The sequence below is a fragment of the Stenotrophomonas sp. STEN018 genome (assembly GCF_056760235.1).
This window is the reverse complement of record NZ_JBRREK010000051.1, coordinates 1-21,397: the sequence shown is the minus strand read 5'-3', so window position 1 is coordinate 21,397 and position 21,397 is coordinate 1. Positions and strand designations below refer to the sequence as shown.

Genomic DNA, 21,397 nt, shown 5'->3' with positions numbered 1-21,397 from the left:
GTTAGTTCCGGGATATATTCCGGAAAAGCGAGCATCCTTCAACCAAATATTGAATTTAACTCAAGCCTGATGTCTAAGCCCCCACTCCAGTTCCTGCAGGGCTTCGTGCTTGCCGCGCGTATGGGCAATATGTCGCGCGCGGCCGAAGCGATGAATGTCACCGTCAGCGCTCTGAGCCATCAGATGCGCCAGCTGGAGCAGCGGCTCGGCTATCCGCTGCTGCTACGGCAGGCACGCGGTGTTGCGCCGACGCAGGAAGGGCGGCGTCTGCTCGACCAGGTAGGCCCGCACCTGGATGCGATCAACGAGGTGTTCCGTCCGTTCCAGGCACGGCGTGATTGCGTGCTGTCGATCAGCGCGGTGCCGACGATGGCATCGGCATGGCTGGTACCGCGTCTGGGCCGCTTCGTGGCTGCGCATCCACAGATCGAAATCAACCTGCAATCGAATCAGCTACTGATCGATTTCGAACGGCAGCTGCAGTTCGACGCGGCTATGCGCATCGGCGATGGCCGTTGGCCGGGGGTTATCGCTGAGCCCTTGATCGACGAGTGGCTGGTGCCGATGGCCAGCCGGGCATTGGTCGAACGCATGGGTGGCATCGATGCGAAGCCGCTGTCGGAGTGGCCGCTATTGGGCGACCCGGATGGCGAATGGGATCGCTGGTTCGCGCTGATCGGCGCAAAGGCGCCCAAACGCTATGTTGCGATCTTCGATGATTCCGAGTCGCACCACCGTGCGGCCTTGGAGGGCGTAGGCGTGGCGCTCGGGAGGGTGACGCGCGCGCAGCTGCTGCTGCAGTCAGGCCAGTTGTTGTTGCTGTCTGATCAACGCTTGAAAACCGCGTGGTCGCACTGGCTGGTCTATCCGGAGCGCTCTAGCAACCACCGCGGTTTTCTGGCATTCCGTGAATGGCTGCATGCGGAAGCTGATGCGTATCGTGAGCACATGGGCGAACAGCGCTGAGGTCGGTAGTCAGCACGCATTGCCTGCTGACCAGGTTGTCACTTGATCCAGGGCGCAAATACTCGCAAGCGCTGTGGTCGCGAAGACAGTGTAAAGGCCACCAACATCGCAGCAGCGCTCAAGGCCATTACCCAGACCAGCACGGCCATCGTTGCGTGATCCACCGCCAGGCACAGCGCCAATGCAATGCAGATGCTGCAGCTGCCAAGGATACGCAACAGACGCAGGGCACTGGGTGAGGGCTCGCGCTGCCATACCTGCAGCGCATGCACCTGCATGGACAGCGCCAGCCAGGCCATGCCGGCAAGACTGCTCAACAACGCGGCGCCCAGCATGAGGTTGGCGGGTAGGGACTCATGCATGAGCGTTCCCTCGGTGTGCGGCCTGTTTTGCATGCGCGCGCTGGCCCAGCTTGCGCGCGGCAATGACGGCGACGGCCGCACTGCCGAGCAGGAACAGATCGATGCCAGCCACCGGCCAATAGGCGCGCGACAGCGTACGCAGCAGGTGGTCGCCAGTGGTGATCCAGTTCAAGGCCACCGCTGCGACTGCCATCACCGCGATGGCCCAGGTCTGTTCGCGCCACGCCGGATTGGTGAGCCCACGTGCGACAGGCGCGCCACGTATTCCCGCGTGCACCAATGCCAATGCCCACACCGCCCAGAACGCATAGCGTTCCCAGTCGCCACGGCCGGGCAGGGCTTCGGGCAGCAGGCGGTTGGCAATCAGGATGCCTAGCGTAGCCAGCAGCATGCCGGTAACCGTGGTCACCGCCAGCGCATCGACGATGCGTGCACCTTGGCTGCCTTGTTGTGCGTGCTGGCGCTTGCGCTTCTCGACGAAGAAGATGAAGCCGGTGGCAATGCACACCGCGCCGGCGAGGCCGCCGAACACATACAGCCAACGCAGCAGCCAATGGCGGAAGTGCTGCAGGTGCAGGCCAGTGAGGAACTCGGCCATGCGTGCTACCGGCGTTGCAGCTGGGTCCTCGCGGATCAGCTTGCCGTCCGAGGATTTGAAATGGATGCCATCGCCTACCAAGGCGATGCGGTCGGTACCGGCACGGTAGACGCTGACGTAGCCATTGGCATCGCCAACATGTTGCAGCACCAGGAAACCGACATCGCCGGCCTTGTCATTGGCCTCCCAGCGCCGCTGCGCCTGCGCGACCATCGCATCCACCGATGCCAGGCCGGCGGCGACGCCTGCGCGCTGATGCGGCAGGCCGGTTTCCTGCGCTTCCATCCGCTCGTGCAGATCATGCAAGTCGTGCAGCTGGGTATGCCCGACCGGAAAATAGTAGGTACCGGCGAAGATCAGCAGGCCGGTGAGTGCGAAGAAGAAGTGGAAGGGCAGCGCCACCACGCCGGTAAGGTTGTGCAGATCCAGCACGCTGCGGAGCCTGGCCTTGCCGGGGCGGAAGGTGAAGAACTCGCGGAATATTTTCCGGTGCATCACCACGCCGCTGATCAATGCGGCCAGCATCACCAATGCGGAGAAGCCGACGATCCAGATGCCCAGGTTCTTCCAGTCCAGGGTCAGGCCGTAGTGCAGGGGAAAGAAGAAGCCGCTGCCGATCTTCAAATGGTCGTCGGGAAGCACGCTGCCATCGCGCGGATCGATGGTGGCATAGGCCCAGATCAGCTCTTCCGGGTCCTTGGCATTGGGCACCTGATAGCCGGCATACAGCGCCAGCACCGGATCACGGTGGGTGGTGTAGGCGCTCCAACTGGCGACCTTGTCGAAGTGGGTGGGCATCGGTCCGTTGACGCGCGGGCGCATTGCATCGATGGCTTCCTTGTTCGGCTGCATGCGCTCGAACGCGGGCCGCAGCACCTTCTCGAAGGACGGCATCGGTTGCGGCTCGATGCGGGTTGCCGGTATTGCCCAGCGGTCGATTTCTCGATCGAAGACCGACAAGGCACCAAAGAAGAACGCTGCCATCAGCACGAAGCCCAGCACCAAGCCGAACCAGGTATGCAGCCACGCCATTGCTTGCCGGAAACTATTGAACATGGGCTTCTCCGGTCATGCCAGCAGGGATTGGACCAGCGATGCGGCGCCCGCCATCAGCAGGCCACCTCCGAGCAAAACGATCCATATGCGCAGCAGGCGTTGGGTCGCGATGCTCCACAGGAAGACCGTCACGTAGGCGAGCAGGCCAATGAAGGCGCCCAGGAACTCGGCGTCGTGGAAATTGAGTTTGGCTGCGAACAACAGACAGGTTGCCAACGCCACCGTGCCCCATGCGAAGACGTAGCCGCCGAACATGGCGGCCAGTACACGCAGCACGATCTGGCGTCGTGAGCGGGAGGGCGTGGCGATGGTGGTTGATTGGGACATGGTGTTGGTGGCGTCTCAGGTATCAGTTTGGGTGGAGCGTTGTCTGTAGCCCCTCTCCCCGTAAGAGAGGGGTTGGGGAGAGGGCGAGGGTCCGGGTGTAGGTGAGGTTGGCAGCGAAGTGCTACCCCTCTCCCGCCCGCTGGGCACCCTCTCCCATCCGCTGCACTCAGAACCGCCAGTCAAAACTCAGCTGGTAATTGCGCGGCGCACCGTAGTAACCAATCTGGTACAGGCTGTTGATGTACTTCTGATCGGTGAGATTGTTGATGTTGGCGCGGATCGTTGCATTGGGCAGGACGTCCCAGGCAACGAAGGCGTTCAGCACGGCATAGCTGCCCTGACGCACCACCATGTTGGTGTAGCTTTCCTTGGTGGAGGTGTTGCTCTGCCAGCGGCCACCGAGGCCGAACGACAGTGCTTCGTAACTCGGCAGATGTGAGGTCAGCATCAGGTTGGCTGTGCGGCGCGGCACCCAGGTGTAGGTGCTGCCACCGTCCTGGTTGCTCATCTTCAACTGGGTGTAGCCGAACACCAGATTGGTGTTGTCGCCGAGCTTGCCGGTGGCTTCGAACTCCACGCCCTTGGATTCCACGTCCACGCCGTAGTACCAGTAATTGGCAGTGGCGAAGTCATAACCACCATAGGTGGACAGGTTCTCCTGCTTGGCCTTGAACAGCGCCAGCGTGGTCAGCAGGCGGCGGTCCAGCCATTCGGCCTTGATGCCGACTTCATAGTTCACGCCCTTGGTCGGGTCCAGATAGACATGCTTGATGTCGTATTGGTCCTGCGGCTGGTAGATGTCGGAGTAGCTGACATAACCGAGCACGCTGTCGTTGAAGTCCCAGGTCAGGCCGGCATAGGGACTGATGTTGTCTTCGGTCTGGTTGAAGGCTACGCCGTTGTTGCCGTCGCGGTGGTACTCGGCCCAGTTGAAGCCGATCACCGACTTGAACCGATCAGTGAAGCTCAATCGGGTTGCGCCATAGCCACGCTTCAGGCGCTGATTGGTCCAGTTGGACTTGGTACGCGCGCCCCACTGCGGTTCGGCGATGACATTCCCTGCATACGGGAACGCAGGCAGCGCACCGAACGAAGGATCGCTGCTGGCAACCGGGTGGTCCCAGGTGGTCTCCTCGCTCTTGGCGATGCTGAAGCCGAACATGGCTTCCTGCTCGCGGCCAAACAGCTGGAAGCGGCCATTCAAGGTGATGTCGCCCAGATGCGAACTGCCTTGGTCGATGCCCTTGTACGACCAGCCAAGCAGACCTTCGCCGGTCAGCGGGTCGAGCCCGGTGGTGGTGTAGGCGAAGAACAACTGGTCGTCACTGCCGGTCTTGCGGTAGTTGTACGACGCCTTGACCTGCCAGTCCGCGCCCAATTGGTGGGTGTACTCGGCGAAGGCGGTTTCGGTCTTGGTGTCCCAGTAGGTCCAGTCCTGGGTGGTGGAGGCGCTGCGCCGCCATGAGGCTTGGCTGCCATCAGCGTTGACGAAGGTCAGCGCGCCCCACATGTTCTGGTCGCTGTTGGCCTTCTGCCACGAATAGCCCATGGTCAGCGTGCCGTTGTCGCCGATCTGGCCATCGACCACGCCGTAGAAGAAGTTGCGGTCGGTATTGAAGCCGCGCAGATAGGAGTCGCCGTCTTCATGTGCGGCTGCCACGCGGCCGGCCCAACGGCCGTCCTCGGTGAAGGGTGTGGCGTAGTCGATCTCGACGCGGCGTTTTCCCCACGAGCCAACACTGACGCCAAACTGGCCCTTGGCTTCGTTGGTTGGGCGTTTGCGCACGTAGTTGATGGTGCCGGATGCGTTGCCCACACCGGTGAGCAGGCCATTGGCGCCGCGGATCACCTCGAGCTTCTCGTAGCCGAAGGCATCCATCGCACCGGTGACGATGCTCCAGTCATTGGGCAGACCGACGCCGTCGATCTGGGTGTTCTTGATGTCGAAACCGCGCGCCACGTAATTGGTGCGGTTGGTTTCCCATTCTTCCACCTGGATGCCGGTGGCCAGGCGCAGCGCGTCGTTGATGTTGTCGATGCCGAACTGCTGCATCTGTTCGCCGCTGACCAGACTGATCGACTGCGGGGTTTCCTTGATATCCAGATCAAGGTTGGTAGCACCGTTGCTGACCCGATTGGCGCGCTGCGAGACCACCCGCACCGTATCCAGCTGGGTAGCGGTGTCATTTTCCGCGCCGGAGGCAGCAACAGGAGCGCTTTGTGGCGCTGCCAGAGCGGCACCACAGCTGCTGGCCAGGGCCAGGCAGATGGCGACCTTCAGACGATTGCCGACGCTGTGGAACGGGAACGATGAACCGGCGGCGTGAGCCGGACGGGTGAAGGGGCGACTGGGGTGCATGAGCGAGCCTGAACGTATTTAGATAACGGATTGACCACGGGCGGGGCGGTCCCGCTTCCGTTGCGGGTGATAGCTGCGCTCAAGCGGGCGGCGATGTTAGTGAGAAATTAAATGCGAATGATTCGCAATTTGCAACCATTCGGGCAGTCAGCTTCGTTCGACAGGCAGTGCCGGCCGGCGCGGCGAGCCGGAGTGCGTCAAGTCCGGATGCCATCGCACTGCTGTTGTGGAGCAGCTTGGTGTTGCCCCTGCTACTGCATGGCCTGCTGTCGAACGCGTGAACGAAGTGGCGGGGAAGAGCGCCGCCGATGGCATCTCCGGCGGGCTGATGCTGTTCGCTACCCGCGACAGGCAACTACGGCTGTTGGGCTGACTTGCGTTTCAACGCTCAGCGGCCGAACGGGAAGCGCCACGCAGTACCGGAATGAAGCGGACAGCCATGCCGACCAGCAGGAAGGCAGCCAGCATCGCCGCCGAATTCGCCAGCACCTTGGCGAATCCAATTTTGGCGACATCGATGAAGTAGTAGGGGTACATGCCGGTCAGTTCGCCGCGGATCAGCGCGTAGATGAAGTAGCCGATCGGGTAGAGGCACCATGTCAGTGGCACCAGCATGCCGAGTCGGCGTCGGGGAGCAAACGCTACCCAGTAGACAAGCGCCGAGAGTGGCTCCACGTAGTGCAGCAGATAGTCGGCGACCAGCTGCCATCCCTGCGGACTCCATGCATTGCGCAGCAGCAAGTGGTAGCCGGCGCCGACCATGACAATCGAGGTGATCGCACAGCCCAGCACCTCAGGTCGAGCGAAAAAACTGCCCAGGCGCGTAGCTCCAGCGACCAGCGGCAACGTAGCAGCAAGTGCGACGAACAGATTGGTAAGCACGGTGAAATAGGCGAGGAAAGCGAGCGTGCCGTGGATAACGCCGTGGCCGTTGGCAAACGCCAATTTGATGGATAGATAGAGCTGCAACAGCAGCGCTATCCATGCGACAGTCGCCAGTGCTGCCAGCATCATTCTGTCGAGTGCGTGAGGCTTCGTCTTCATCTGCTCCCCGATGGAGTTCAACCGCCCAGATGGCAGAGTAGCGCAGTGCGTGTATTCAGCCCGCAAGCAAGCTGGCGCGGCAGTCCGCAACTACTGAAAGCCCCTCTCCCTTCACGGGAGCGGGGTTGGGGAGAGGGCGACGCAAGCGGCATCTTCGCTGGGCACGGGGGGAAACTCCGAAGCTGATGCTCCTTCTTGCTCAAGCAGTAGCGTCACTCAGCCCACAGGCAGGAACCGCGTGACCTTCCGCTTGAGCAGTTCCACCAGCACCGGATCCATATAGTCGTAGTCGTCGGGTATCTCCAGGCAGATGACCCGCTTACCGCCCAAATGGGCGCGGAACTTCTTCGACAGCTTGTTGCGATGGGCATTCTCCATCACAAAAATCAGGTCCGCCCAGCGCAACAGCTCTGGCGACACCGGCGTGCTGGCTTCATTTCCCAGCCCAGCAGACAGTGCTTCTACGCCGGGCCAGTCAGCGAAAACCTGCTCGGCGGTAGGACTGCGCAGACGATTCTGGGTGCAGATGAAAAGGACATTGCGTGACATCGTGGTTGTTCCAGAGTGCAGCGCCTGATCAGGCGGGAGGTGCAGACGCCGCTGCGTGGATACCTTGTCGCTGCAGCATCGGAGTGAACATGACGACAGCCAGCAGCGGCCATCCAAAGAACAGCGCCCTGAAAAGCAGCGAGCTGTTCGTCATCCCCATCAACGTCAGCGAAACCAGGGTACCGCAGCCAAAACCGATCCAGATAAATGTCTTGTTGAAGGTCTGCTGGCCGGTGGCAAGCACAATGTAAGCGCGCCACAATGCGACGATGCCGAGCCAGCCGCCGGCAAGGCAGAGCAGCATCAGCACGGCACTGCCAAGATGCTCATCGCCTCGGATCGAGTCCACCGCGAACAACAGGGCCAATGCGCTGCAGAACAGCGCTACCAACGTACTCGGCACGATCACCACGAAGCCAATGAGCTGGGCCAGCAATTTCGTGCGCATGAGATCCTTCATGATGGAGTGCGGATCACGCCGCAGGAAGTTTCGTGGCTGCGTTGGGAGCGCGTACCCAGCGCAACCGCAGCAGGGTTACCGGAAGCTGCCCGGGAACTACCGAAGTCGCAGTCAGCGCGTATCCGCCTCCACCACCACCGCAGTTCCGTAACAGAGCACCTCGGTGAGCCCGGTCATCAGCTCGGTGGCGTCATAGCGTACGGCAATGATCGCGTTGGCGCCCAGCTGCCGGGCATGGCTCATCATGTCACGGTAGGTTTCATCGCGTGCCTGTTCGCACAGTTCGGTGTAAATGGTGATGTTGCCGCCGAAAATGGTCTGCAGTCCGCCGAGAAAGTTGCCGACGATGGAGCGCGAGCGCACGGTGATGCCGCGGACCAGACCGAGGTTGCGCACGACACGATAGCCCGGCAGCTCCAGTGCAGTGGTAATCATCGCATCGTTCAGCACGGCACTTGCCGTGCGCGGCGAGGAAGAGTTGTACGGGTCGGTCATGGGCGTGCCTTGGTCTGGATCGAGCGGAGGTCAAGCACCGAGTATGGCCCAATGCAGGCTGCTATCGGGCGCGGATTACTGCCCAACCATTTCGCGGAGTTCAATTACCCGGCCGATGTTCAACTGCATTGGGCAGAACGAGTACATGGGCGAGCCCACATAGGAGCCAGCCAGTTCGCAGTGCAGGTCCCGGTACACAAGCCATGACTTCTGTGCGCGCTCAAGCTTGGCTGCATCATCAGCGTTCTCTGCCAGCAGCTTGCTGTAGAGGGCGCGGTACAGGCGCGTCATCTCTGCCTTGGCTCCATCCGAAGCGGCGCTGGAGCATGCTTCGACCGTGCCGTTGTTTATCCCGCCGGCCTTGGCAAGGCAGTCGCTGTACACCTGCTGGTGATCCCGTGGTGTTGCCGTAGCTGCTGCGGCAAGGCTTGGTAGCAACCAAAGGACAAGGATGAGATGTCGCATCATGCATAACCTGTGGCTTGGCAGCCGCGGCTGCCTTGGTGGTAGTGTGCCGCCGGCTGCGACACTAAGTGGATCAGCGACGTGTGAGTTCCTGCCCATCGACCGTCATCTTCCAGCTGCCTTCCACTTGATGCGGTGGCGCCGACACCACGAAGCGGGTGGTCAACGGCCCAACCCCGACGATGAAGTCATCGCCTTCATAGGCCTTGATCGGTGCATCCAGTGACTTGCTGGTCGATGGGCTGGGTTTGTGTTTGTAGACAACGCGCCCACTTGCGTCGATGAACAGAAAGGTGGTGGTCGATTCCCAGGTGCCGACATAGTCCTGTTTGTCCGCAGGCACGGGCTTGCCGCAGGCGGCCAGCAGGCATGTGAACAGCAAACCAAGCAGGGCAATGCGGCCGCGGCGCAGCAAGGGTTGCGGTTGCATCGTGCCACGAGTGGCGTCGTGTGAGCTGGTGCCTCGCATCCTGAAGTCCCTTCTGTGAGCGTTGCTGGCAGATCAGCTGGATTGCGGCTGATCGGATGATTGGACCTGGCAGCACTCTGCCAACGAATGCCGAGGGCAGCAAGGTATCGCAGTCTGGAATTTTCAAGCGATCTCAACGCCAGCGGAACTCGCCAACGGTGGCGCAAACTGATGATCTGCAGCTTCCGCAACCTGCTACACCTACTCCTCAGTAGAACCTCACTCCGTTGCCGAGAACGACGCGTGATAGGCAACCGTTCCGTGCGGTAACGCGGTTCCGAATGAAAGCGCCTGGAAGTACTCGGCGGGCACACCGGGAAGCGTGAGCGCTGCCTTCGCTTCGAACCCAAACCGCGCGTAGTAAGCCGGCTCGCCCAGCACCACGCAGCCGGCAGCGCCGAGCGTACGAAGCCGGTTGAGCGTTTCCTCGATCAGTTGCGTGCCGATGCCTTGACCTTGCAACGGCGGCACGACCGACACCGGTCCGAGCCCATACCAGCCGATATCGGCGTCATCGATGGTTACCGGCGAGGCGGCAACGTGGCCAACGACTGCGCCCGACTGCTCCGCAACCAGGGAGACAGCAAGCTGCCCAGAGCGGCGCAATGCAGCCACGATGAACTGCTCGGTGTGACTGCTGTGCTCAGCGTTGGCGAAGGCGGCGATCGTCACCGCGTCGATGGCTGCGATGTCGGTGGGTGTTTCCTGGCGGATCTGGATATTCATCGGATCAGGGTGTGACGTCTACAGGGAGTGACTCGGAAACGGAAGCATATCGGTTTGGCTGTACGACCCACGGTCACTTGCAACCAAGGGTAACGATGGGTTCAAGGTAGGCGGGGAGCGTGCCGGCGCTATCCATGGCCGCAAGCGCATCAAAGCGGGGGATGCGCGCGGCCGGATCGGTGGCCAGCAAAGCCTTGTAGGCCTTGAGCATGCTGCGCATGCCTGCAAGCTGCGAAGGCTGCAGCGCGCCTTTCTGCGATGGATTGGCGACCTGGAAGGCGGCGCTGCCGAAGATGAACTGCGCCAACAACTCTGGACCATTCGGGACGCCATTGGCGGGTACTGGCGTCAGTACATCCGGGCAGATGTAGTCCACCGCGTCCTTGGTGCTGTCTTCCCACTCAAGCAGCAGGGCGCGGATACTGGTTGCCTCCGGGTGTCGTGGCTGCGCTTCCAGCAGGGCGGTCAGGCCCACAACCTGGGAGCTGTCGACTTTCAGTGTGCCGTCGTCCTTGGCGACACTGCCCAAAGGAAGAAGCAGCGAGAGCGCGAGCACCTGCCTTGGGAATCGCATTGCACTGCCTCCTGGAACGACAACGGCTTGCTAGTGCCGACAGAGCCCGGAATGCCCCGTGAGGGGCAGGGAAACGACCCCATTGATCATTGAACGAGATGGGGAGCTGCTCAATCACTTCCTCAGGGTGAACGAAAACAGCTTCGCGCATCTGCTGTGCATGCACTGTGCTTTTGTCCGTGCCAAGCACCGCAGACGGCCGCTGCCGTTGGCAGCAGCTCGCCTACCGTCGCCAAACTTACGCTGCTACCTGCAGGCGGCGCTGACCTGCTGGTCCAGGCCGGCGCGCATATCGGCCGTCGTCTGTGAGCCCGCCGCAGCCAGCGCGGCGGTGCGCATTGCCTTGGCACCATCACAGCTCTCGTTGGCTGCGGTGGTCGTATAACGGACCTGGGCACGCCGTTGGCCAGGTCCGACCGGTGCAGTGAATAGCGCTTGCGTGGGGTTGGAAGTTGAAGGCGATGCATAGCGGCGCAGGGAGGTTTCTCCCTCGCGGCACGGAATGGACTGGTAAGTGGTTGCCCCCTCCGGGCTGCTGCACTTGTACACGGCTTGGGCATGCGCCGTGGGCAGGGTGAACCAAAGCGTGGCGGATGTGAGCAGAGCGAGACAGACCGGTTTCATTGGCGCTCCATACGACAAGCTGAATAGGGGGGCGACGATTATGTCCGGTTGCGGAAAGCGAATCTGGAACCACTCCGCCTTTTTGGAAAGGCGGGGCGGACGAATCGGGGCATTCCCGCTGTTCGGGAGGCCAGGACGCATGTGCGGTGGACTCGGGGCAGGCTCAATCCGCGACTGAAGGCGGCGACGATATTACGTTGTCGATCCAATCAGCGTAGTGGCTGATGCGGACATTACAGGCGACCTGGCCATAGCGTCCGGGCCGTGCGGTCAGCACATTACCCTGCACAACCTTCCAGGAGCCCAACCCGGCGAGCAACCACTGATCCCCGTTCTGGATCAATGCAGGGCCGCCGCTGTCTCCGTTTCCAAGCACGCCTTCCAGTGGCAAGGCAGAAGGTGGCGCATCGAATACATAGCAGAGCCAGCGGTCATAAGCGCTGGTGACCTTGTTGAACGCGCGACGCAGCTCGGTGCGGTTGGGACCGCCGGGGTCGTGCCCGAGGTCACCAGTGCCGGTAGCGCCCTTGCCGACCAGCTTGATGACCTGGCCAGCCTCATCGTCGTGCCGGTAGCGTTCCACCGGCACCACATCGGTCACCGGCTGGCGTAGCTTGATCAGTGCGATGTCATCCGACGACGCCAGAAACGCCACGATCAACATGGCTTCGCCGCTGGCCGTGGCCTGATCAATCAGCACCTGTGGCAACGTCTTGTAGCCCGGATGGATGAAGACGTGCTCAACCTCCCGCGGCAGCCCGTTGATGACGACCTGCTTGAGCTCGGCATGCTGCGGAAGAGTGTGTGCCGCAGTGACGGCCCACTGGGGGGCAATCAGGCTGCCGTGTCCCTCGCTGGGCATATCGACCAGCGCGGGAAACTCGCTGGTTGGAACCCGGTACTTCGCGTCATCAACATCGTGGCGGATGACGATGGCGGCGGCGGGCGAGGACACCGCGAGAACAAGTGCGAACAGTAGGAATCGTTTCATGCGTGGGGTCCGATCAGTCTCAAACAGGGCGTTCTGCAGGGGCGATGGAGCACAGATATGAGGCCTTTGCGACGCGTGCGCCATCAGTTGCTCCCGGATTTGACGTAGGCGCCCATGGCGCAAAGAATGGCAAGCCCTGGCGGCAGATAGCCCAGGAATGTGCCTTGCGAAAGCAGGACGCCAGCCATCAGTAGTGCCGATCCGGCGGCGATGGCGAGCTGCTGCGAAGTGAGACGATTGAAGTGTTCCAATCGATAGCTCCTTGATGGGACGTTTTGCAAACGCGCCTTCATTCCGAAAAGCTTTTGGAGGGTTACCAAGGGCGCGAAGGCTTCATGGCCGGTGATCTATTCCGGAATTTGGTGCAGGCGAAGATCAAGATCAATGCGAAGCAGACGAGGAACGGTGGGAGGTAAATTCCCGTGCCGGAAGTCCCAATGCCCATGATTGACAGGTGGAAGTCATCGAGAGCATCCATTTTCATGTTCGTGATAAAGAGAATGAACCCAGCGATGCTGGGAAGCGGAATTCCGCCATGGCCAGCTACGAAAAACGTTGGGGCGAAAGACGCGATCAGCGCCGATAGCACGACGCGGTAGAGAATCGGCCAGTTGGCGAAACGAGCTCGAAGCTTGAACAGCACAACAGCAGCGAGCAGGACCATGAGCGATAGCAGGACTGGTAGAGCGAGGAACGCAAGCATTCGTTTTACCGGGAAAGTTGGAGGTGAGGTGGAAGCGCGATAGCAAGGTTGCTGGGCGAGGGGCGGCTTTCAGGCTTGCTCATAACTGTCCAGATCATCAGAGTGGCGGAGATCGCACCCCCGGCTTCGAACAGCCGCTGCAGCAAGCTCTCCCATGGATCCAACTCCGTATTGGCCACGGTGATGAAGACCAGCAGCGGCGCAATGCCTGTGAACGCCATGAACAGGCTGCGGCGCAGTGGCGTGTGAACTCCGGCGGCCGCTTGGGCTAGGGCCTAGCTCAGCACTGAAAGCCGAGTACCAGCTCTGTCCTGTCGGCATTGCTGCGATCAAGGTCACTGCGTCGCTCCAGCGGCTGCGTGCAACCGCGCGGTTTGATGTACTCGCTGGCCATATCCAGTAGATCGGCGGCCACCAGCGGCTGCTGGTCTTTCGCATACACGTGGATGTAGTACGGCTGCTGGAACATCACGATGTAGGTGTCCAGCGCATAGTTGCGGCCAGCATGCTCCAGCTCAACATGGTTCTCGTCGACCTTCACCCAGTTGCGCTCGATCAGGCTGCTACTTGCGGCCACACTCGGCAGCGAAGCGAGGGACGCCGCGACGAGGGCGGTAGTGAGGATTCCTTTCATCGATGACTTTCCCTGCTGTTGGCGATTCTGCGGCTCTGTCAGAGCCGTCTGATGCCCCGAAGCCGTTAAGCGCCGTGCGCTGAACTGGCTTCGGGTTGGTTGTGAGGAGCTGAGATCAGTTGGCGGCTACGCCCAGCTTGCTGCCATCCTCGAAGACAACCATTTCAGGAATGAACCTGGTCTTGTATTTCCCTTCCTGCAGATTCCAGACCGCTTTATGGTCATCCATGAACTGGTTGTAGTCGCGCCCGCCCGTCCACACCGTGGATTTGCCCGGCTCGATTCTTTCGCTGATGCCAAAGTTGATTTGCCCGACTGCCTTGTCGAAGACATCAATGAATGTCAGCGTGCCGGAGATGCCTGAAATCACTTTCTGTGAGTTGTTCTGGGCCCCAATGCTGAATTCCTGGTATGCGCTGAAACGGCCGGCACGGTAGTCGGATGGAAGTTCACGCTTCGCGAGTAGAGCGATAACCACCGCTTCATTGATCATCTTCTCTTGAGCGGCGCGCTCCTGCTCAAGCTTCTCTTTCAATGCCGCTTCTTCGGCCAGCTTTGCAGCTTGTTCGCTCTGCCACTTCGTTTGTGCCTCAAGCGCCTGCCCGATGGTTGTGGTGGGCGGCATGCCTTCTCCACCGAACGCTTCTCCCATTTTCACCCGCAGCAGATAACCGGCCAGCTTTTCGCGCTCAGGCTCCGAGAGCTTCTTAACATGGGGCGAAAGCTCTTTGTCCCATACTGATGGGTCCGAGGGAATGATGGCGTCCTTTGGCCCCGAACAGCCGCCAAGTGCCAGTGCAGCCAAGAGTATGAAACGATCGATCTTCATGCATTCCCCCGTTGATCTTCGTGTGGCACGGTGACTTCTTGACGCCCGTTGGGGCCGGCGAGCAGCATGCGGCCGGAGTTCCCGTGCAGTTTGTCTTCGGATTATCCGTTACAACGCAACAACTGCTCAATGCCTGTTGAAGTGCAATCCATCGGCAAGCAATGGACTCTATGGATTGGAAGGCAACGCGTTATTGATAGAGGCCATTGAAATGGAAGCCGGAATCTAGCCCGATGCGGCCGATAGGGAGTTGTTGTTGCTGTGCAGGGTCGTATCGATGGGCGGCGCTATCGTCCAAATGCCATTGGAGTGATGAGCGCCAAATTGTCGAAGGGCGCCTTGAGATGGCCTGCCTAGCTGGTGACTGAGCGGATAATCAACTGCGTGCCCGGTCAAGCTGGATGTCATGAAGTCCACAATTGATGTGCTCCATGTCTGCTGTCGCCGTGGCTACCCAGTCACCAATCTCCACAACCACCTTGCGTGACGATTCGCAATTGATTGGCGGCCCCGCAGTTTGAAGGTGCTTGACCGGTTGCCGCGCACGAACGGCTGGGAGTTCGGTCGGATCGAGTCGACTATGAGCGTGACTTGCACATGAGTTGCTCCGTGAGGCTCGGCTGTTGCGCGGGTGGCAGTTGTGGCCAGCGCGGTGAGGGGTGTGCTGCACTCCAGCTCCGTAGCTGGATGGTCCTGGTGGACCCCCTGGGTGCTGTTGCCACTGAAGGTCCCATGCGAGGAGGGCTGTAGCGGTCGGTTCTCGGCAAGCCCATTGAGGAACTGTCAGGAGCCACTGTTCGCAGCTTTCAGTGCCAATAAAAGGTAGTTGGCCAAGCCCTTTGCTTTGATGTCCGTTACCGAGCGCAGCTTTATGTGCCTACGACCCTTGCCGTTGCCTTCAAGGTGGCCGAGGGTGTCGGGAATTTTTGCGCCACTGCCGAACTCAACCGAGACATGTTGCTTGTAGGCAAAAACACCGCAGAACTGCACCCCGGAAGTAAAAAGTATGCCGCCGTATTTCACCTGCTCCGATACAGACGGAACAGTCCTTTCAACCAGCGCACGAACAGATTCGACCAAAGCGTACTGCTCATCGCCGAGGAGCCGAATGTCATTCAGAAGTGCTTGAACGGTCTTTGTGGCCATGATGTGGTGCCTTATGCTTGGGTTGTGCCGCGTCGCGAAGCGGCGCTGGCCTGATCGAATGGTTGAGCTGTCGCCCAGTTTATGACGAGAGACACGGTGACCTTGTCTGGAGCGATATCAGTGCACCCCTCGCTGATGCCAAAGAACAGAAAGCGCTTGCCGCCAGTGCCCTCAAAGATACTGTCTCCTGCCTCGGCGTACTGGGCCGGCGGCAGGACAAGTGAAACTTGGTCAAAACTGAGATTGGCCCACCGCATCAATACGGCAGCATCCTTCGCCGAGACCAATTGAGGGTCAATTGGGGTGCCGTAAGCCCAGCCACCGTAGCCATTGTGGACAAGGTATTGCGACATGCTTCACCTGCGGGTCGATGTCTGAGTAAGGAGCGCGGCACGGGAGATCATCGGCTTGAATGCGTTGTCAGCCCCGCTGAGTCGTGACATGGACAGCGGCCTCCTTGCCGAACTCCAATTCCATGGTTTGGCGTACGAGTCCCGCTAGGGCAAGCCAAGATTTTCCCGCAATAACATCAAGGCCTTTGAAGCCAAGCTCCTGAGATAGCCATGGAGTCTCGGCGCGGCTCATCCTGAAGTTCTCATCTGTCAGGAGGGCGCGCCTATGCTTTTTCATGGGAATCCGGAGGTTCTTGGCTGTCAAGATTCCGAACCGACCAAGCTCGGCGGGCAATTCGGGGAGAGTTGCCAGGCTGTAGTCGTTACGGCGGCGAAACGGTGGCGGAACAACCGTGCGAATGTTCCTCGCCTCCAGCGGTGCCAACCCAGCTCTCTTTCGGGCTCCTTGATGTCCCATCTGCAGGCCTATCCCTTGAGTCGAGCAGCGAAGCGGCTTTCGCTTGAACGAACTGTCACGCCGTATCCAAGGGAAGTGACTGTAGCCGAACATCTAGTGCTTCAATCAGCTACTTGGTATTGGCGCCGGAAGGGCCAGTAAGTACGTTTCGAAGGCAGTCTCGCGCTTGAGGTTATCGGCGCGTGCGGTTGACTAATGGCTAGGCCGCATTCAATGCTCACCGGCGAAGCGCACGCTTTCGCAAATGATATGTGAGCGAAGCCTGGATACAGAACGCCAGCGCATCGGTAGGCAGCTTCTGCGACAGACCAAAGACAAGCGCGCGATTCCCTTCGAACGTGAAGTCGTGGGGGAACATACATCTGAAGCTTTCAATGAGCCCGGTTTGACAGTGGAAATACATGGCATACCGATCAGGGAACTTGGCCTTCCAGTCCATGCGAACAGTGCTCCCGCTCTTCGTCTGGGCTGTGACGTAAGCAGGCTCTCCCCACTTCAACGTTTCCTGCAACGGACCTACACGCTCGACCTTCTCGGCGGTCACGAAGACAAGCTCTCGTAGTGCAAGCATCTTCTTGCGTACGACGGGTGGGTACGACTGGAAGTGTGCCGCAACGGCGGCGTCTGCGAAGGGCTTCATGAGCGTTCTCGAGCAGAGGTTCTTGGTCTTTGGTGCAGCCTAACGCATGAACTAGGCTGCGTTGCCCAGCGTTGGAGTTTGAATGAACTGTTAGTCCTTGCTCGGCGACGACGAACGTCATAAGCCGGAGGCTCATAGAACGTCAATTCTATCAAGCCACTGAAGTGCATCATCGGTCCATCGATCAGTGTCCTTTCCCTGCTTCCTGACGCCAAACGCATGTCCGCCGGTTTCATAAAGCATGAGCTCTACGTTCACGCCAGCTCTCTTCAACTCTCTCTCATAGACCTCTGAGTAATAGACCGGATCCACTGCATCATCTTTGGCATGAATGAGCAGGGTTGGTGGTACGTCGCTTGAAATCTCAATGTCGGTGTTCAGCTCCTGTGCTGCGATTGATTTTGGAGCCATGTTCTTGTGCTCCATTGTCAGATGCCCCGGATAAACGGGTATCGCGAAATCAGGGCGGCTGCTTACCTGGTCGATCTCATCAATTGGCTTGTAGGATCGATTACTGAAGGCGGTTGATGAAAGAACCGCCAGATTTCCTCCAGCGGAGAATCCCATGACGCCAATCTTGTTTGGATCTACGCCGTACGAATCTGCACTGTGCCGAACGAGAGAAATCGCCCTCTGGGCGTCTTGTAACGCCATTGGTTCGTCAGGTTGCTCATGCCTTTTGGTTTTGCTGTTCCAATTGCATCCGGTGTTCGGGATACGATACTTCACGAGAATGCAGGTGATACCTGAGTCGGTCAGCCACTTGCAGACATCAGCCCCGTGGAGGCCGAGCGTGCTATTGGGGCCTATCGCCAAAGCCTTGTAGCCGCCGCCTGGAAAAACGAGGACCGCGGATCGTGAAGAGTTGACCTTTGGCGAGTAGACGAGATAGGTTGGACGAATCCAGGCCCACTTTTCGTGGGCGAGTGCCCTCACGCCGTCCAAGAGAACCTTGGAGCCTTCGGGCCATAGCGGTATCTCCTGCGAGTAGCTGAAGGTGGGAGAGTCTCCGGCGGCAACGCTTGTTGGCTGCGGCGCCGCGGTTGGGCTATGCGCCAGATACCGATCACTGTCCGAGGCGAGGGCTGCGGACCCTGAGATCAACAGAAGTGCGGTACTCAAAAAGTGGGGCGTTGAGGGAGGCATGTAGGTGTCCTTCTTCGCGCAATGCTGCAAATGGTTGAGCAGGACCCGACCCTTGAGTTAAGCCGAACCGTTGTGCATCGGCTTCAACCAGTTGTCAGGCGACATCACCGGCCACTTCGCATGATCGCGCGCTCACGAAACGCGAGGAACAATGGCAACGCAAAAGCCAAACCAACACCAAAGCAAAGCGCTACATATGCCACCGGCCATTTGATGCCAATACGCTTTGACTCTCGAAATGCCCAGATGGAAAACACTAGGGCAGAGAAGTAGATGTCAACAGTAATTGCCGTTGCAGCTGGATTGGCCGTAGCGCTTTGGAGATACGGGCCGAACTCGATGGTGCCGCTGCCGATGAAGTATTGAAGGTTGTAATACCAGGTTGCGATCAATCCGATGACGGATAAAAGAAGGTAAACGGTAACGAGGGTTCTTGATTTGGACATGTCGGTGCCAGTAGTGCTACCTGATGTGATCTAACGCCTTGGTTAAGTCGACTTGCCTGGTAACGTGGCAAGCTTAACCTGCTATGTTGCCGGTGTAACGAAGCAAGCTCCGCCTGAGTGAACTGTTTGGCAGCGCTGCCACGGATGACGGTAGCCAGCATGAGCACGGCAAACAGAACGAGAGCGGGGCCTGCCAGCGCTATTGGGGCAGCCCATGACCGGTGGCATTCTCCCGCGCAGCGATTCTCTCGACCAGCGTATCGATCGCCGCCTCCATGGCACGTGCAGTTTGGTCGCCGCTCTGGTTGGTGATGACGAATATGCCAAGATCGTACTTTGGCACGATGTAGATGTAACACTGCGAGCGCGGCACGCCACCATGATGTGCGTAGTAGGCGCCCTTTAAGCGGTCACCACCGACGATGTTCCAGAAGTAGCCGATGCTGAACTCTGGATCGAAGTTGACCAGCGTACGATGGGATTCTTCCACAACGGGCCCGTTGGCCAGTTGGAATCTCAGGTACTTCACCATTTCCGGCACGGTCGCTTTCACGTTTCCGGATGCGCCCCAGGGCAGCTGCGGCATCGGCGTGGTCGGCACCTGATTGTCACTGTGATAGCCGGGCGCAAGCCGGCTGGCGTCAGCATCGTCAAGCCGGACTCTGACATCAGTCATCGCCGCCGAATCTCGCAGGAACCCGCGCAGCAGAGATTCGTAGTCGCGCTTGTAGACGACTTCCAGGATATGCGCCGCCAGCTCGGTTCCGGTACTGGAATACGCATATTCCTTTCCAGGGGCGCGGCCAATTTCGACGGCATGCAGGTCCTCGAAGAAGTCAGCCTTTCCGTAGTTCGCATAGATGGCATTGAGCTCGCCGGGCGTACGCTGATCGGTGAAGTCGGCGAGGACAGTGTTGGTGCGTTCTGGCAGCATGTTCGGCAAGCCGCTGGTATGCGACAACAGGTGGCGGACACGGATGGGTTCGTCCTTGTACTGCAGGTTCGGATAGTCACCTTGCAGATACATCCGGATATCGTCATCCAAGCTGAGTCTGCGCTCCAGAACTGCACTGGCCATCAGCGTCCCGGCCAGAGTCTTGCTCAAGGAGCCTATTTCGTAGAGCGTCGCATCGGTTGGAGGTCCAGGTTTGCTGGTCTCCATATCACCACGATGACGGATGATCTCCTCGTCCCGATATACAACTGCGATCGAGGTTGAATGGAGCAAGGGCTGCTCGATCAGCGTTGCAGCGACCTCATCGATATCTATTCCAAGATCTTTCGTCGGGGCCGCCGTTCCGGTGCAGCCCGAGACCAAGAGTGCGGCGGATAGTATGGCGCAGTTGAACCACGCCCAGTTTCGAACAAACATCGAAGTTTCTTGCATGCGTCGGTGCTTTCAGAAGAGGTTTGGAAAGGGGGCTTAAGGTAGCCGATTGCCGAGTGGATAGAAGGCTTCAGTGGTTCTGGATCTATAAACGCCGTCTTGCTGGTACATCAACTGGGCGCCGCCCCATAGTGTGTCTGGGAACTTCGTAAGTTGTTCTATCTGTGCATTGATGTGCGGGAAGGTGATCAGATCCATTGCCGCGTTTGTACTCAACCACCTGATCTCTTCAATTATCTCTGGTGCTCTTGCCTCGCCGCTTTCAACCCTGGCTGAGTACACGAGCCTCGTTGAGATATCATTGTTCTGATCAGTTTTCAGCGTGAACACTCCCCTTAAACTTGGAGTGGAAATCTTGAGTCCATAGCTGCCCGCGAGCTCATCAAGTCCTTCCTTGATGGTTAGACGGTTGTCTTGATACCAGCCGGGCGTTACCCAGCGGGTTGAGTTCTTGACTTTGACAACCATCAATTCATTCTTCTCGTTGAACACAAGCAAACGATGGAAGGTGGATGGCTTGGATTCCTCTTGGGAAAAAGCTGGCTGAGCGAATAGTGCAATTAGTAACAGCAGCATTTTCTTCAAAGTGGCCTCCATGTATGTTCTGCGGCATAACGGTGGGACTGCGGCGGTCTGGGCAGCGTATTAGGCTTGAGTGAACTGTTTAGCGGTTGAGTACACTGATTGGCTGGCTGACCAATATTGCCTTGCTCGTACCCCCAATGTGAGCTGATCATGCCACAGCTTGGGGCCGGCACTTGCGAGGAAAGGCCTGTCGAGCGCTGCCGCGGGAGCGCGATTAAATGGCTGCTGAAGGGCAGTGAAGCGCTAGTCGCGTTGGCGAGCCTGCCCATGCCAGAAGCAGTTGGCGCCGCTGCTTGGAGCCGATCGCTGACTTATCGAAGATGCTGCCGAAAGAAGAAGGCCAGCCAACTGCGCATACCGCCAGCCAACTCCAGGATCAAGCTGGGCCGCGAATCAGCTTCGGCTTGAATGAACTGTCAGGCCCCCGCCGCACGCCGCACGAAATAGGCTGTTGTTGATGCCACGGCCAGTGTGCAAAAACCGATCACACACGCTGTGTCAGCTGAGATATTCCGGGGTAGTGGTCGTCCAGAATGACTCTTGGACTTCTTTCGGCGCTTGAAGTCCCAAGGCTCGACACTGTAGTAGCCAAACGAGACCACTGGGACGACGAGCCGGCCAATGATGTAACCGACGCCATACAGCACGACCTCGAAGGCGCCACGGAAGATGATCTCTGTGAGCAGACTTGCGGGCATGTTTTGGGGCTCAACACCGGGGTTAAGCCCCGCCGCGAAGCGGCGCTGGCTTGAATGAATTGTCAGCCCTCAGCCGGGGCCGCCCGTACTATTCCGAAGATCGCACGGAAGCGCTCTCCAAGGGTATCTTCTTTGAAGGGGACTTCCTTCGAAAAAGTGGACACCTGTTGGTCAATGGCAGGTGCGCTCGAATTCCATTGGTGTTTGATAACCAAGTGCCGAGTGTAGGCGCTGGTTATTGTAAAAATCTACGTAGCTGCGGATAGCCGCCAGCAGGGATCCATCGGTTTCAAATGTGCGTTGGTGGT

29 protein-coding genes are annotated in these 21,397 nt (G+C 59.3%); 2 read left to right on the top strand and 27 right to left on the bottom strand.

What is annotated here, in order from left to right:
* Window positions 1-69: 69 nt before the first annotated feature.
* Window positions 70-966 carry a LysR substrate-binding domain-containing protein gene (locus ACVOMB_RS16970; protein WP_481532250.1) on the top strand — a complete coding sequence of 299 codons (897 nt, stop codon included), beginning with the start codon at window positions 70-72 and terminating at the stop codon, window positions 964-966.
* A gap of 38 nt (window positions 967-1,004) precedes the next feature.
* Here ACVOMB_RS16970 and ACVOMB_RS16965 read toward each other — a convergent pair whose 3' ends face one another.
* The 26 genes from ACVOMB_RS16965 to ACVOMB_RS16840 all read right to left on the bottom strand — a co-directional run bounded on the left by ACVOMB_RS16965 (window position 1,005) and on the right by ACVOMB_RS16840 (window position 20,403).
* Window positions 1,005-1,328 (bottom strand): DUF3325 domain-containing protein, encoded by a 324-nt coding sequence (locus ACVOMB_RS16965; protein WP_481532249.1) that lies wholly within the window; start codon window positions 1,326-1,328, stop codon window positions 1,005-1,007.
* Window positions 1,321-2,982, bottom strand: coding sequence for a PepSY-associated TM helix domain-containing protein (locus ACVOMB_RS16960; protein ID WP_481532248.1), 1,662 nt, complete (start codon window positions 2,980-2,982; stop codon window positions 1,321-1,323). Before ACVOMB_RS16960 ends, ACVOMB_RS16965 begins: the two co-directional genes overlap by 8 nt.
* 12 nt (window positions 2,983-2,994) lie before the next feature.
* Window positions 2,995-3,309, bottom strand: a complete 315-nt coding sequence (locus tag ACVOMB_RS16955; RefSeq protein ID WP_481532247.1) for an iron uptake protein — start codon at window positions 3,307-3,309, stop codon at window positions 2,995-2,997.
* A 166-nt stretch (window positions 3,310-3,475) separates the two neighbouring features.
* Window positions 3,476-5,668, bottom strand: a complete 2,193-nt coding sequence (locus ACVOMB_RS16950; RefSeq protein WP_481532246.1) for a TonB-dependent siderophore receptor — start codon at window positions 5,666-5,668, stop codon at window positions 3,476-3,478.
* 381 nt (window positions 5,669-6,049) lie between these two features.
* Entirely contained in the window at window positions 6,050-6,712 is a 663-nt protein-coding gene (locus ACVOMB_RS16945) for a Pr6Pr family membrane protein (protein ID WP_481532245.1), read from the bottom strand.
* A gap of 216 nt (window positions 6,713-6,928) precedes the next feature.
* Complete coding sequence (locus ACVOMB_RS16940) at window positions 6,929-7,261, bottom strand: low molecular weight protein tyrosine phosphatase family protein (protein WP_481532244.1); 333 nt, start codon at window positions 7,259-7,261, stop codon at window positions 6,929-6,931.
* 28 nt (window positions 7,262-7,289) lie between these two features.
* Window positions 7,290-7,721, bottom strand: a complete 432-nt coding sequence (locus ACVOMB_RS16935) for a hypothetical protein (RefSeq protein ID WP_481532243.1) — start codon at window positions 7,719-7,721, stop codon at window positions 7,290-7,292.
* A gap of 111 nt (window positions 7,722-7,832) precedes the next feature.
* Window positions 7,833-8,216: a YbjQ family protein gene (locus ACVOMB_RS16930; RefSeq protein WP_481532242.1), complete on the bottom strand. Its 384-nt coding sequence runs from the start codon at window positions 8,214-8,216 to the stop codon at window positions 7,833-7,835.
* A gap of 75 nt (window positions 8,217-8,291) precedes the next feature.
* Window positions 8,292-8,681, bottom strand: coding sequence for a lysozyme inhibitor LprI family protein (locus ACVOMB_RS16925; RefSeq protein WP_481532241.1), 390 nt, complete (start codon window positions 8,679-8,681; stop codon window positions 8,292-8,294).
* Between the two features lie 73 nt (window positions 8,682-8,754).
* Complete coding sequence (locus tag ACVOMB_RS16920; protein ID WP_481532240.1) at window positions 8,755-9,111, bottom strand: hypothetical protein; 357 nt, start codon at window positions 9,109-9,111, stop codon at window positions 8,755-8,757.
* A 258-nt stretch (window positions 9,112-9,369) separates the two neighbouring features.
* Window positions 9,370-9,876, bottom strand: a complete 507-nt coding sequence (locus ACVOMB_RS16915) for a GNAT family N-acetyltransferase (RefSeq protein WP_481532239.1) — start codon at window positions 9,874-9,876, stop codon at window positions 9,370-9,372.
* A gap of 73 nt (window positions 9,877-9,949) precedes the next feature.
* Window positions 9,950-10,450, bottom strand: coding sequence for a hypothetical protein (locus ACVOMB_RS16910; RefSeq protein ID WP_481532238.1), 501 nt, complete (start codon window positions 10,448-10,450; stop codon window positions 9,950-9,952).
* A 246-nt stretch (window positions 10,451-10,696) separates the two neighbouring features.
* Entirely contained in the window at window positions 10,697-11,074 is a 378-nt protein-coding gene (locus ACVOMB_RS16905; RefSeq protein WP_481532237.1) for a hypothetical protein, read from the bottom strand.
* A gap of 163 nt (window positions 11,075-11,237) precedes the next feature.
* Window positions 11,238-12,065, bottom strand: a complete 828-nt coding sequence (locus ACVOMB_RS16900) for a S1 family peptidase (protein WP_481532236.1) — start codon at window positions 12,063-12,065, stop codon at window positions 11,238-11,240.
* A gap of 83 nt (window positions 12,066-12,148) precedes the next feature.
* Complete coding sequence (locus tag ACVOMB_RS16895) at window positions 12,149-12,358, bottom strand: hypothetical protein (RefSeq protein ID WP_481532235.1); 210 nt, start codon at window positions 12,356-12,358, stop codon at window positions 12,149-12,151.
* Window positions 12,359-12,378: 20 nt separating this feature from the next.
* Window positions 12,379-12,768, bottom strand: a complete 390-nt coding sequence (locus tag ACVOMB_RS16890; RefSeq protein ID WP_481532234.1) for a hypothetical protein — start codon at window positions 12,766-12,768, stop codon at window positions 12,379-12,381.
* 5 nt (window positions 12,769-12,773) lie between these two features.
* Window positions 12,774-12,989 carry a hypothetical protein gene (locus ACVOMB_RS16885; RefSeq protein ID WP_481532233.1) on the bottom strand — a complete coding sequence of 72 codons (216 nt, stop codon included), beginning with the start codon at window positions 12,987-12,989 and terminating at the stop codon, window positions 12,774-12,776.
* Window positions 12,990-13,048: 59 nt separating this feature from the next.
* A complete protein-coding gene (locus ACVOMB_RS16880) occupies window positions 13,049-13,402 on the bottom strand; it encodes a hypothetical protein (protein ID WP_481532232.1) in 354 nt (117 codons plus the stop codon).
* 115 nt (window positions 13,403-13,517) lie between these two features.
* Complete coding sequence (locus tag ACVOMB_RS16875) at window positions 13,518-14,231, bottom strand: hypothetical protein (RefSeq protein ID WP_481532231.1); 714 nt, start codon at window positions 14,229-14,231, stop codon at window positions 13,518-13,520.
* A 783-nt stretch (window positions 14,232-15,014) separates the two neighbouring features.
* Window positions 15,015-15,377, bottom strand: a complete 363-nt coding sequence (locus ACVOMB_RS16870) for a DUF1801 domain-containing protein (protein ID WP_481532230.1) — start codon at window positions 15,375-15,377, stop codon at window positions 15,015-15,017.
* Between the two features lie 11 nt (window positions 15,378-15,388).
* Window positions 15,389-15,730 (bottom strand): hypothetical protein, encoded by a 342-nt coding sequence (locus ACVOMB_RS16865; RefSeq protein WP_481532229.1) that lies wholly within the window; start codon window positions 15,728-15,730, stop codon window positions 15,389-15,391.
* 674 nt (window positions 15,731-16,404) lie between these two features.
* The gene (locus ACVOMB_RS16860; protein WP_481532228.1) at window positions 16,405-16,827 is read right to left on the bottom strand and encodes a DUF1801 domain-containing protein; all 423 of its coding nucleotides are present in this window, start codon (window positions 16,825-16,827) and stop codon (window positions 16,405-16,407) included.
* A 132-nt stretch (window positions 16,828-16,959) separates the two neighbouring features.
* On the bottom strand, window positions 16,960-17,973 hold the full coding sequence (locus tag ACVOMB_RS16855; protein ID WP_481532227.1) for an alpha/beta hydrolase: 1,014 nt from the start codon (window positions 17,971-17,973) through the stop codon (window positions 16,960-16,962).
* A 104-nt stretch (window positions 17,974-18,077) separates the two neighbouring features.
* Window positions 18,078-18,419 (bottom strand): DUF2834 domain-containing protein, encoded by a 342-nt coding sequence (locus ACVOMB_RS16850; protein ID WP_481532226.1) that lies wholly within the window; start codon window positions 18,417-18,419, stop codon window positions 18,078-18,080.
* A 199-nt stretch (window positions 18,420-18,618) separates the two neighbouring features.
* Window positions 18,619-19,806 (bottom strand): serine hydrolase domain-containing protein, encoded by a 1,188-nt coding sequence (locus ACVOMB_RS16845; protein ID WP_481532225.1) that lies wholly within the window; start codon window positions 19,804-19,806, stop codon window positions 18,619-18,621.
* Between the two features lie 36 nt (window positions 19,807-19,842).
* Window positions 19,843-20,403 carry an NUDIX hydrolase gene (locus ACVOMB_RS16840; RefSeq protein WP_481532224.1) on the bottom strand — a complete coding sequence of 187 codons (561 nt, stop codon included), beginning with the start codon at window positions 20,401-20,403 and terminating at the stop codon, window positions 19,843-19,845.
* A gap of 521 nt (window positions 20,404-20,924) precedes the next feature.
* On the opposite strand from ACVOMB_RS16840, the gene ACVOMB_RS16835 reads away from it, so the two are divergent.
* Entirely contained in the window at window positions 20,925-21,143 is a 219-nt protein-coding gene (locus ACVOMB_RS16835) for a hypothetical protein (protein WP_481532223.1), read from the top strand.
* A 117-nt stretch (window positions 21,144-21,260) separates the two neighbouring features.
* Here ACVOMB_RS16835 and ACVOMB_RS16830 read toward each other — a convergent pair.
* Window positions 21,261-21,397 (bottom strand): IS3 family transposase (locus ACVOMB_RS16830; protein WP_481532258.1); only part of this gene is annotated, 137 nt, incomplete at its 5' end.

Bases quoted from the DNA above. Each gene is read 5' to 3' on its own strand.
- ACVOMB_RS16970 (WP_481532250.1), top strand. From the start codon at position 70: ATGTCTAAGCCCCCACTCCAGTTCCTGCAGGGCTTCGTGCTTGCCGCG.
- ACVOMB_RS16965 (WP_481532249.1), bottom strand. From the start codon at position 1,328: ATGCATGAGTCCCTACCCGCCAACCTCATGCTGGGCGCCGCGTTGTTG.
- ACVOMB_RS16960 (WP_481532248.1), bottom strand. From the start codon at position 2,982: ATGTTCAATAGTTTCCGGCAAGCAATGGCGTGGCTGCATACCTGGTTC.
- ACVOMB_RS16955 (WP_481532247.1), bottom strand. From the start codon at position 3,309: ATGTCCCAATCAACCACCATCGCCACGCCCTCCCGCTCACGACGCCAG.
- ACVOMB_RS16950 (WP_481532246.1), bottom strand. From the start codon at position 5,668: ATGCACCCCAGTCGCCCCTTCACCCGTCCGGCTCACGCCGCCGGTTCA.
- ACVOMB_RS16945 (WP_481532245.1), bottom strand. From the start codon at position 6,712: ATGAAGACGAAGCCTCACGCACTCGACAGAATGATGCTGGCAGCACTG.
- ACVOMB_RS16940 (WP_481532244.1), bottom strand. From the start codon at position 7,261: ATGTCACGCAATGTCCTTTTCATCTGCACCCAGAATCGTCTGCGCAGT.
- ACVOMB_RS16935 (WP_481532243.1), bottom strand. From the start codon at position 7,721: ATGAAGGATCTCATGCGCACGAAATTGCTGGCCCAGCTCATTGGCTTC.
- ACVOMB_RS16930 (WP_481532242.1), bottom strand. From the start codon at position 8,216: ATGACCGACCCGTACAACTCTTCCTCGCCGCGCACGGCAAGTGCCGTG.
- ACVOMB_RS16925 (WP_481532241.1), bottom strand. From the start codon at position 8,681: ATGCGACATCTCATCCTTGTCCTTTGGTTGCTACCAAGCCTTGCCGCA.
- ACVOMB_RS16920 (WP_481532240.1), bottom strand. From the start codon at position 9,111: ATGCAACCGCAACCCTTGCTGCGCCGCGGCCGCATTGCCCTGCTTGGT.
- ACVOMB_RS16915 (WP_481532239.1), bottom strand. From the start codon at position 9,876: ATGAATATCCAGATCCGCCAGGAAACACCCACCGACATCGCAGCCATC.
- ACVOMB_RS16910 (WP_481532238.1), bottom strand. From the start codon at position 10,450: ATGCGATTCCCAAGGCAGGTGCTCGCGCTCTCGCTGCTTCTTCCTTTG.
- ACVOMB_RS16905 (WP_481532237.1), bottom strand. From the start codon at position 11,074: ATGAAACCGGTCTGTCTCGCTCTGCTCACATCCGCCACGCTTTGGTTC.
- ACVOMB_RS16900 (WP_481532236.1), bottom strand. From the start codon at position 12,065: ATGAAACGATTCCTACTGTTCGCACTTGTTCTCGCGGTGTCCTCGCCC.
- ACVOMB_RS16895 (WP_481532235.1), bottom strand. From the start codon at position 12,358: ATGAAGGCGCGTTTGCAAAACGTCCCATCAAGGAGCTATCGATTGGAA.
- ACVOMB_RS16890 (WP_481532234.1), bottom strand. From the start codon at position 12,768: ATGCTTGCGTTCCTCGCTCTACCAGTCCTGCTATCGCTCATGGTCCTG.
- ACVOMB_RS16885 (WP_481532233.1), bottom strand. From the start codon at position 12,989: ATGGCGTTCACAGGCATTGCGCCGCTGCTGGTCTTCATCACCGTGGCC.
- ACVOMB_RS16880 (WP_481532232.1), bottom strand. From the start codon at position 13,402: ATGAAAGGAATCCTCACTACCGCCCTCGTCGCGGCGTCCCTCGCTTCG.
- ACVOMB_RS16875 (WP_481532231.1), bottom strand. From the start codon at position 14,231: ATGAAGATCGATCGTTTCATACTCTTGGCTGCACTGGCACTTGGCGGC.
- ACVOMB_RS16870 (WP_481532230.1), bottom strand. From the start codon at position 15,377: ATGGCCACAAAGACCGTTCAAGCACTTCTGAATGACATTCGGCTCCTC.
- ACVOMB_RS16865 (WP_481532229.1), bottom strand. From the start codon at position 15,730: ATGTCGCAATACCTTGTCCACAATGGCTACGGTGGCTGGGCTTACGGC.
- ACVOMB_RS16860 (WP_481532228.1), bottom strand. From the start codon at position 16,827: ATGAAGCCCTTCGCAGACGCCGCCGTTGCGGCACACTTCCAGTCGTAC.
- ACVOMB_RS16855 (WP_481532227.1), bottom strand. From the start codon at position 17,973: ATGCCTCCCTCAACGCCCCACTTTTTGAGTACCGCACTTCTGTTGATC.
- ACVOMB_RS16850 (WP_481532226.1), bottom strand. From the start codon at position 18,419: ATGTCCAAATCAAGAACCCTCGTTACCGTTTACCTTCTTTTATCCGTC.
- ACVOMB_RS16845 (WP_481532225.1), bottom strand. From the start codon at position 19,806: ATGCAAGAAACTTCGATGTTTGTTCGAAACTGGGCGTGGTTCAACTGC.
- ACVOMB_RS16840 (WP_481532224.1), bottom strand. From the start codon at position 20,403: ATGGAGGCCACTTTGAAGAAAATGCTGCTGTTACTAATTGCACTATTC.
- ACVOMB_RS16835 (WP_481532223.1), top strand. From the start codon at position 20,925: ATGACTCTTGGACTTCTTTCGGCGCTTGAAGTCCCAAGGCTCGACACT.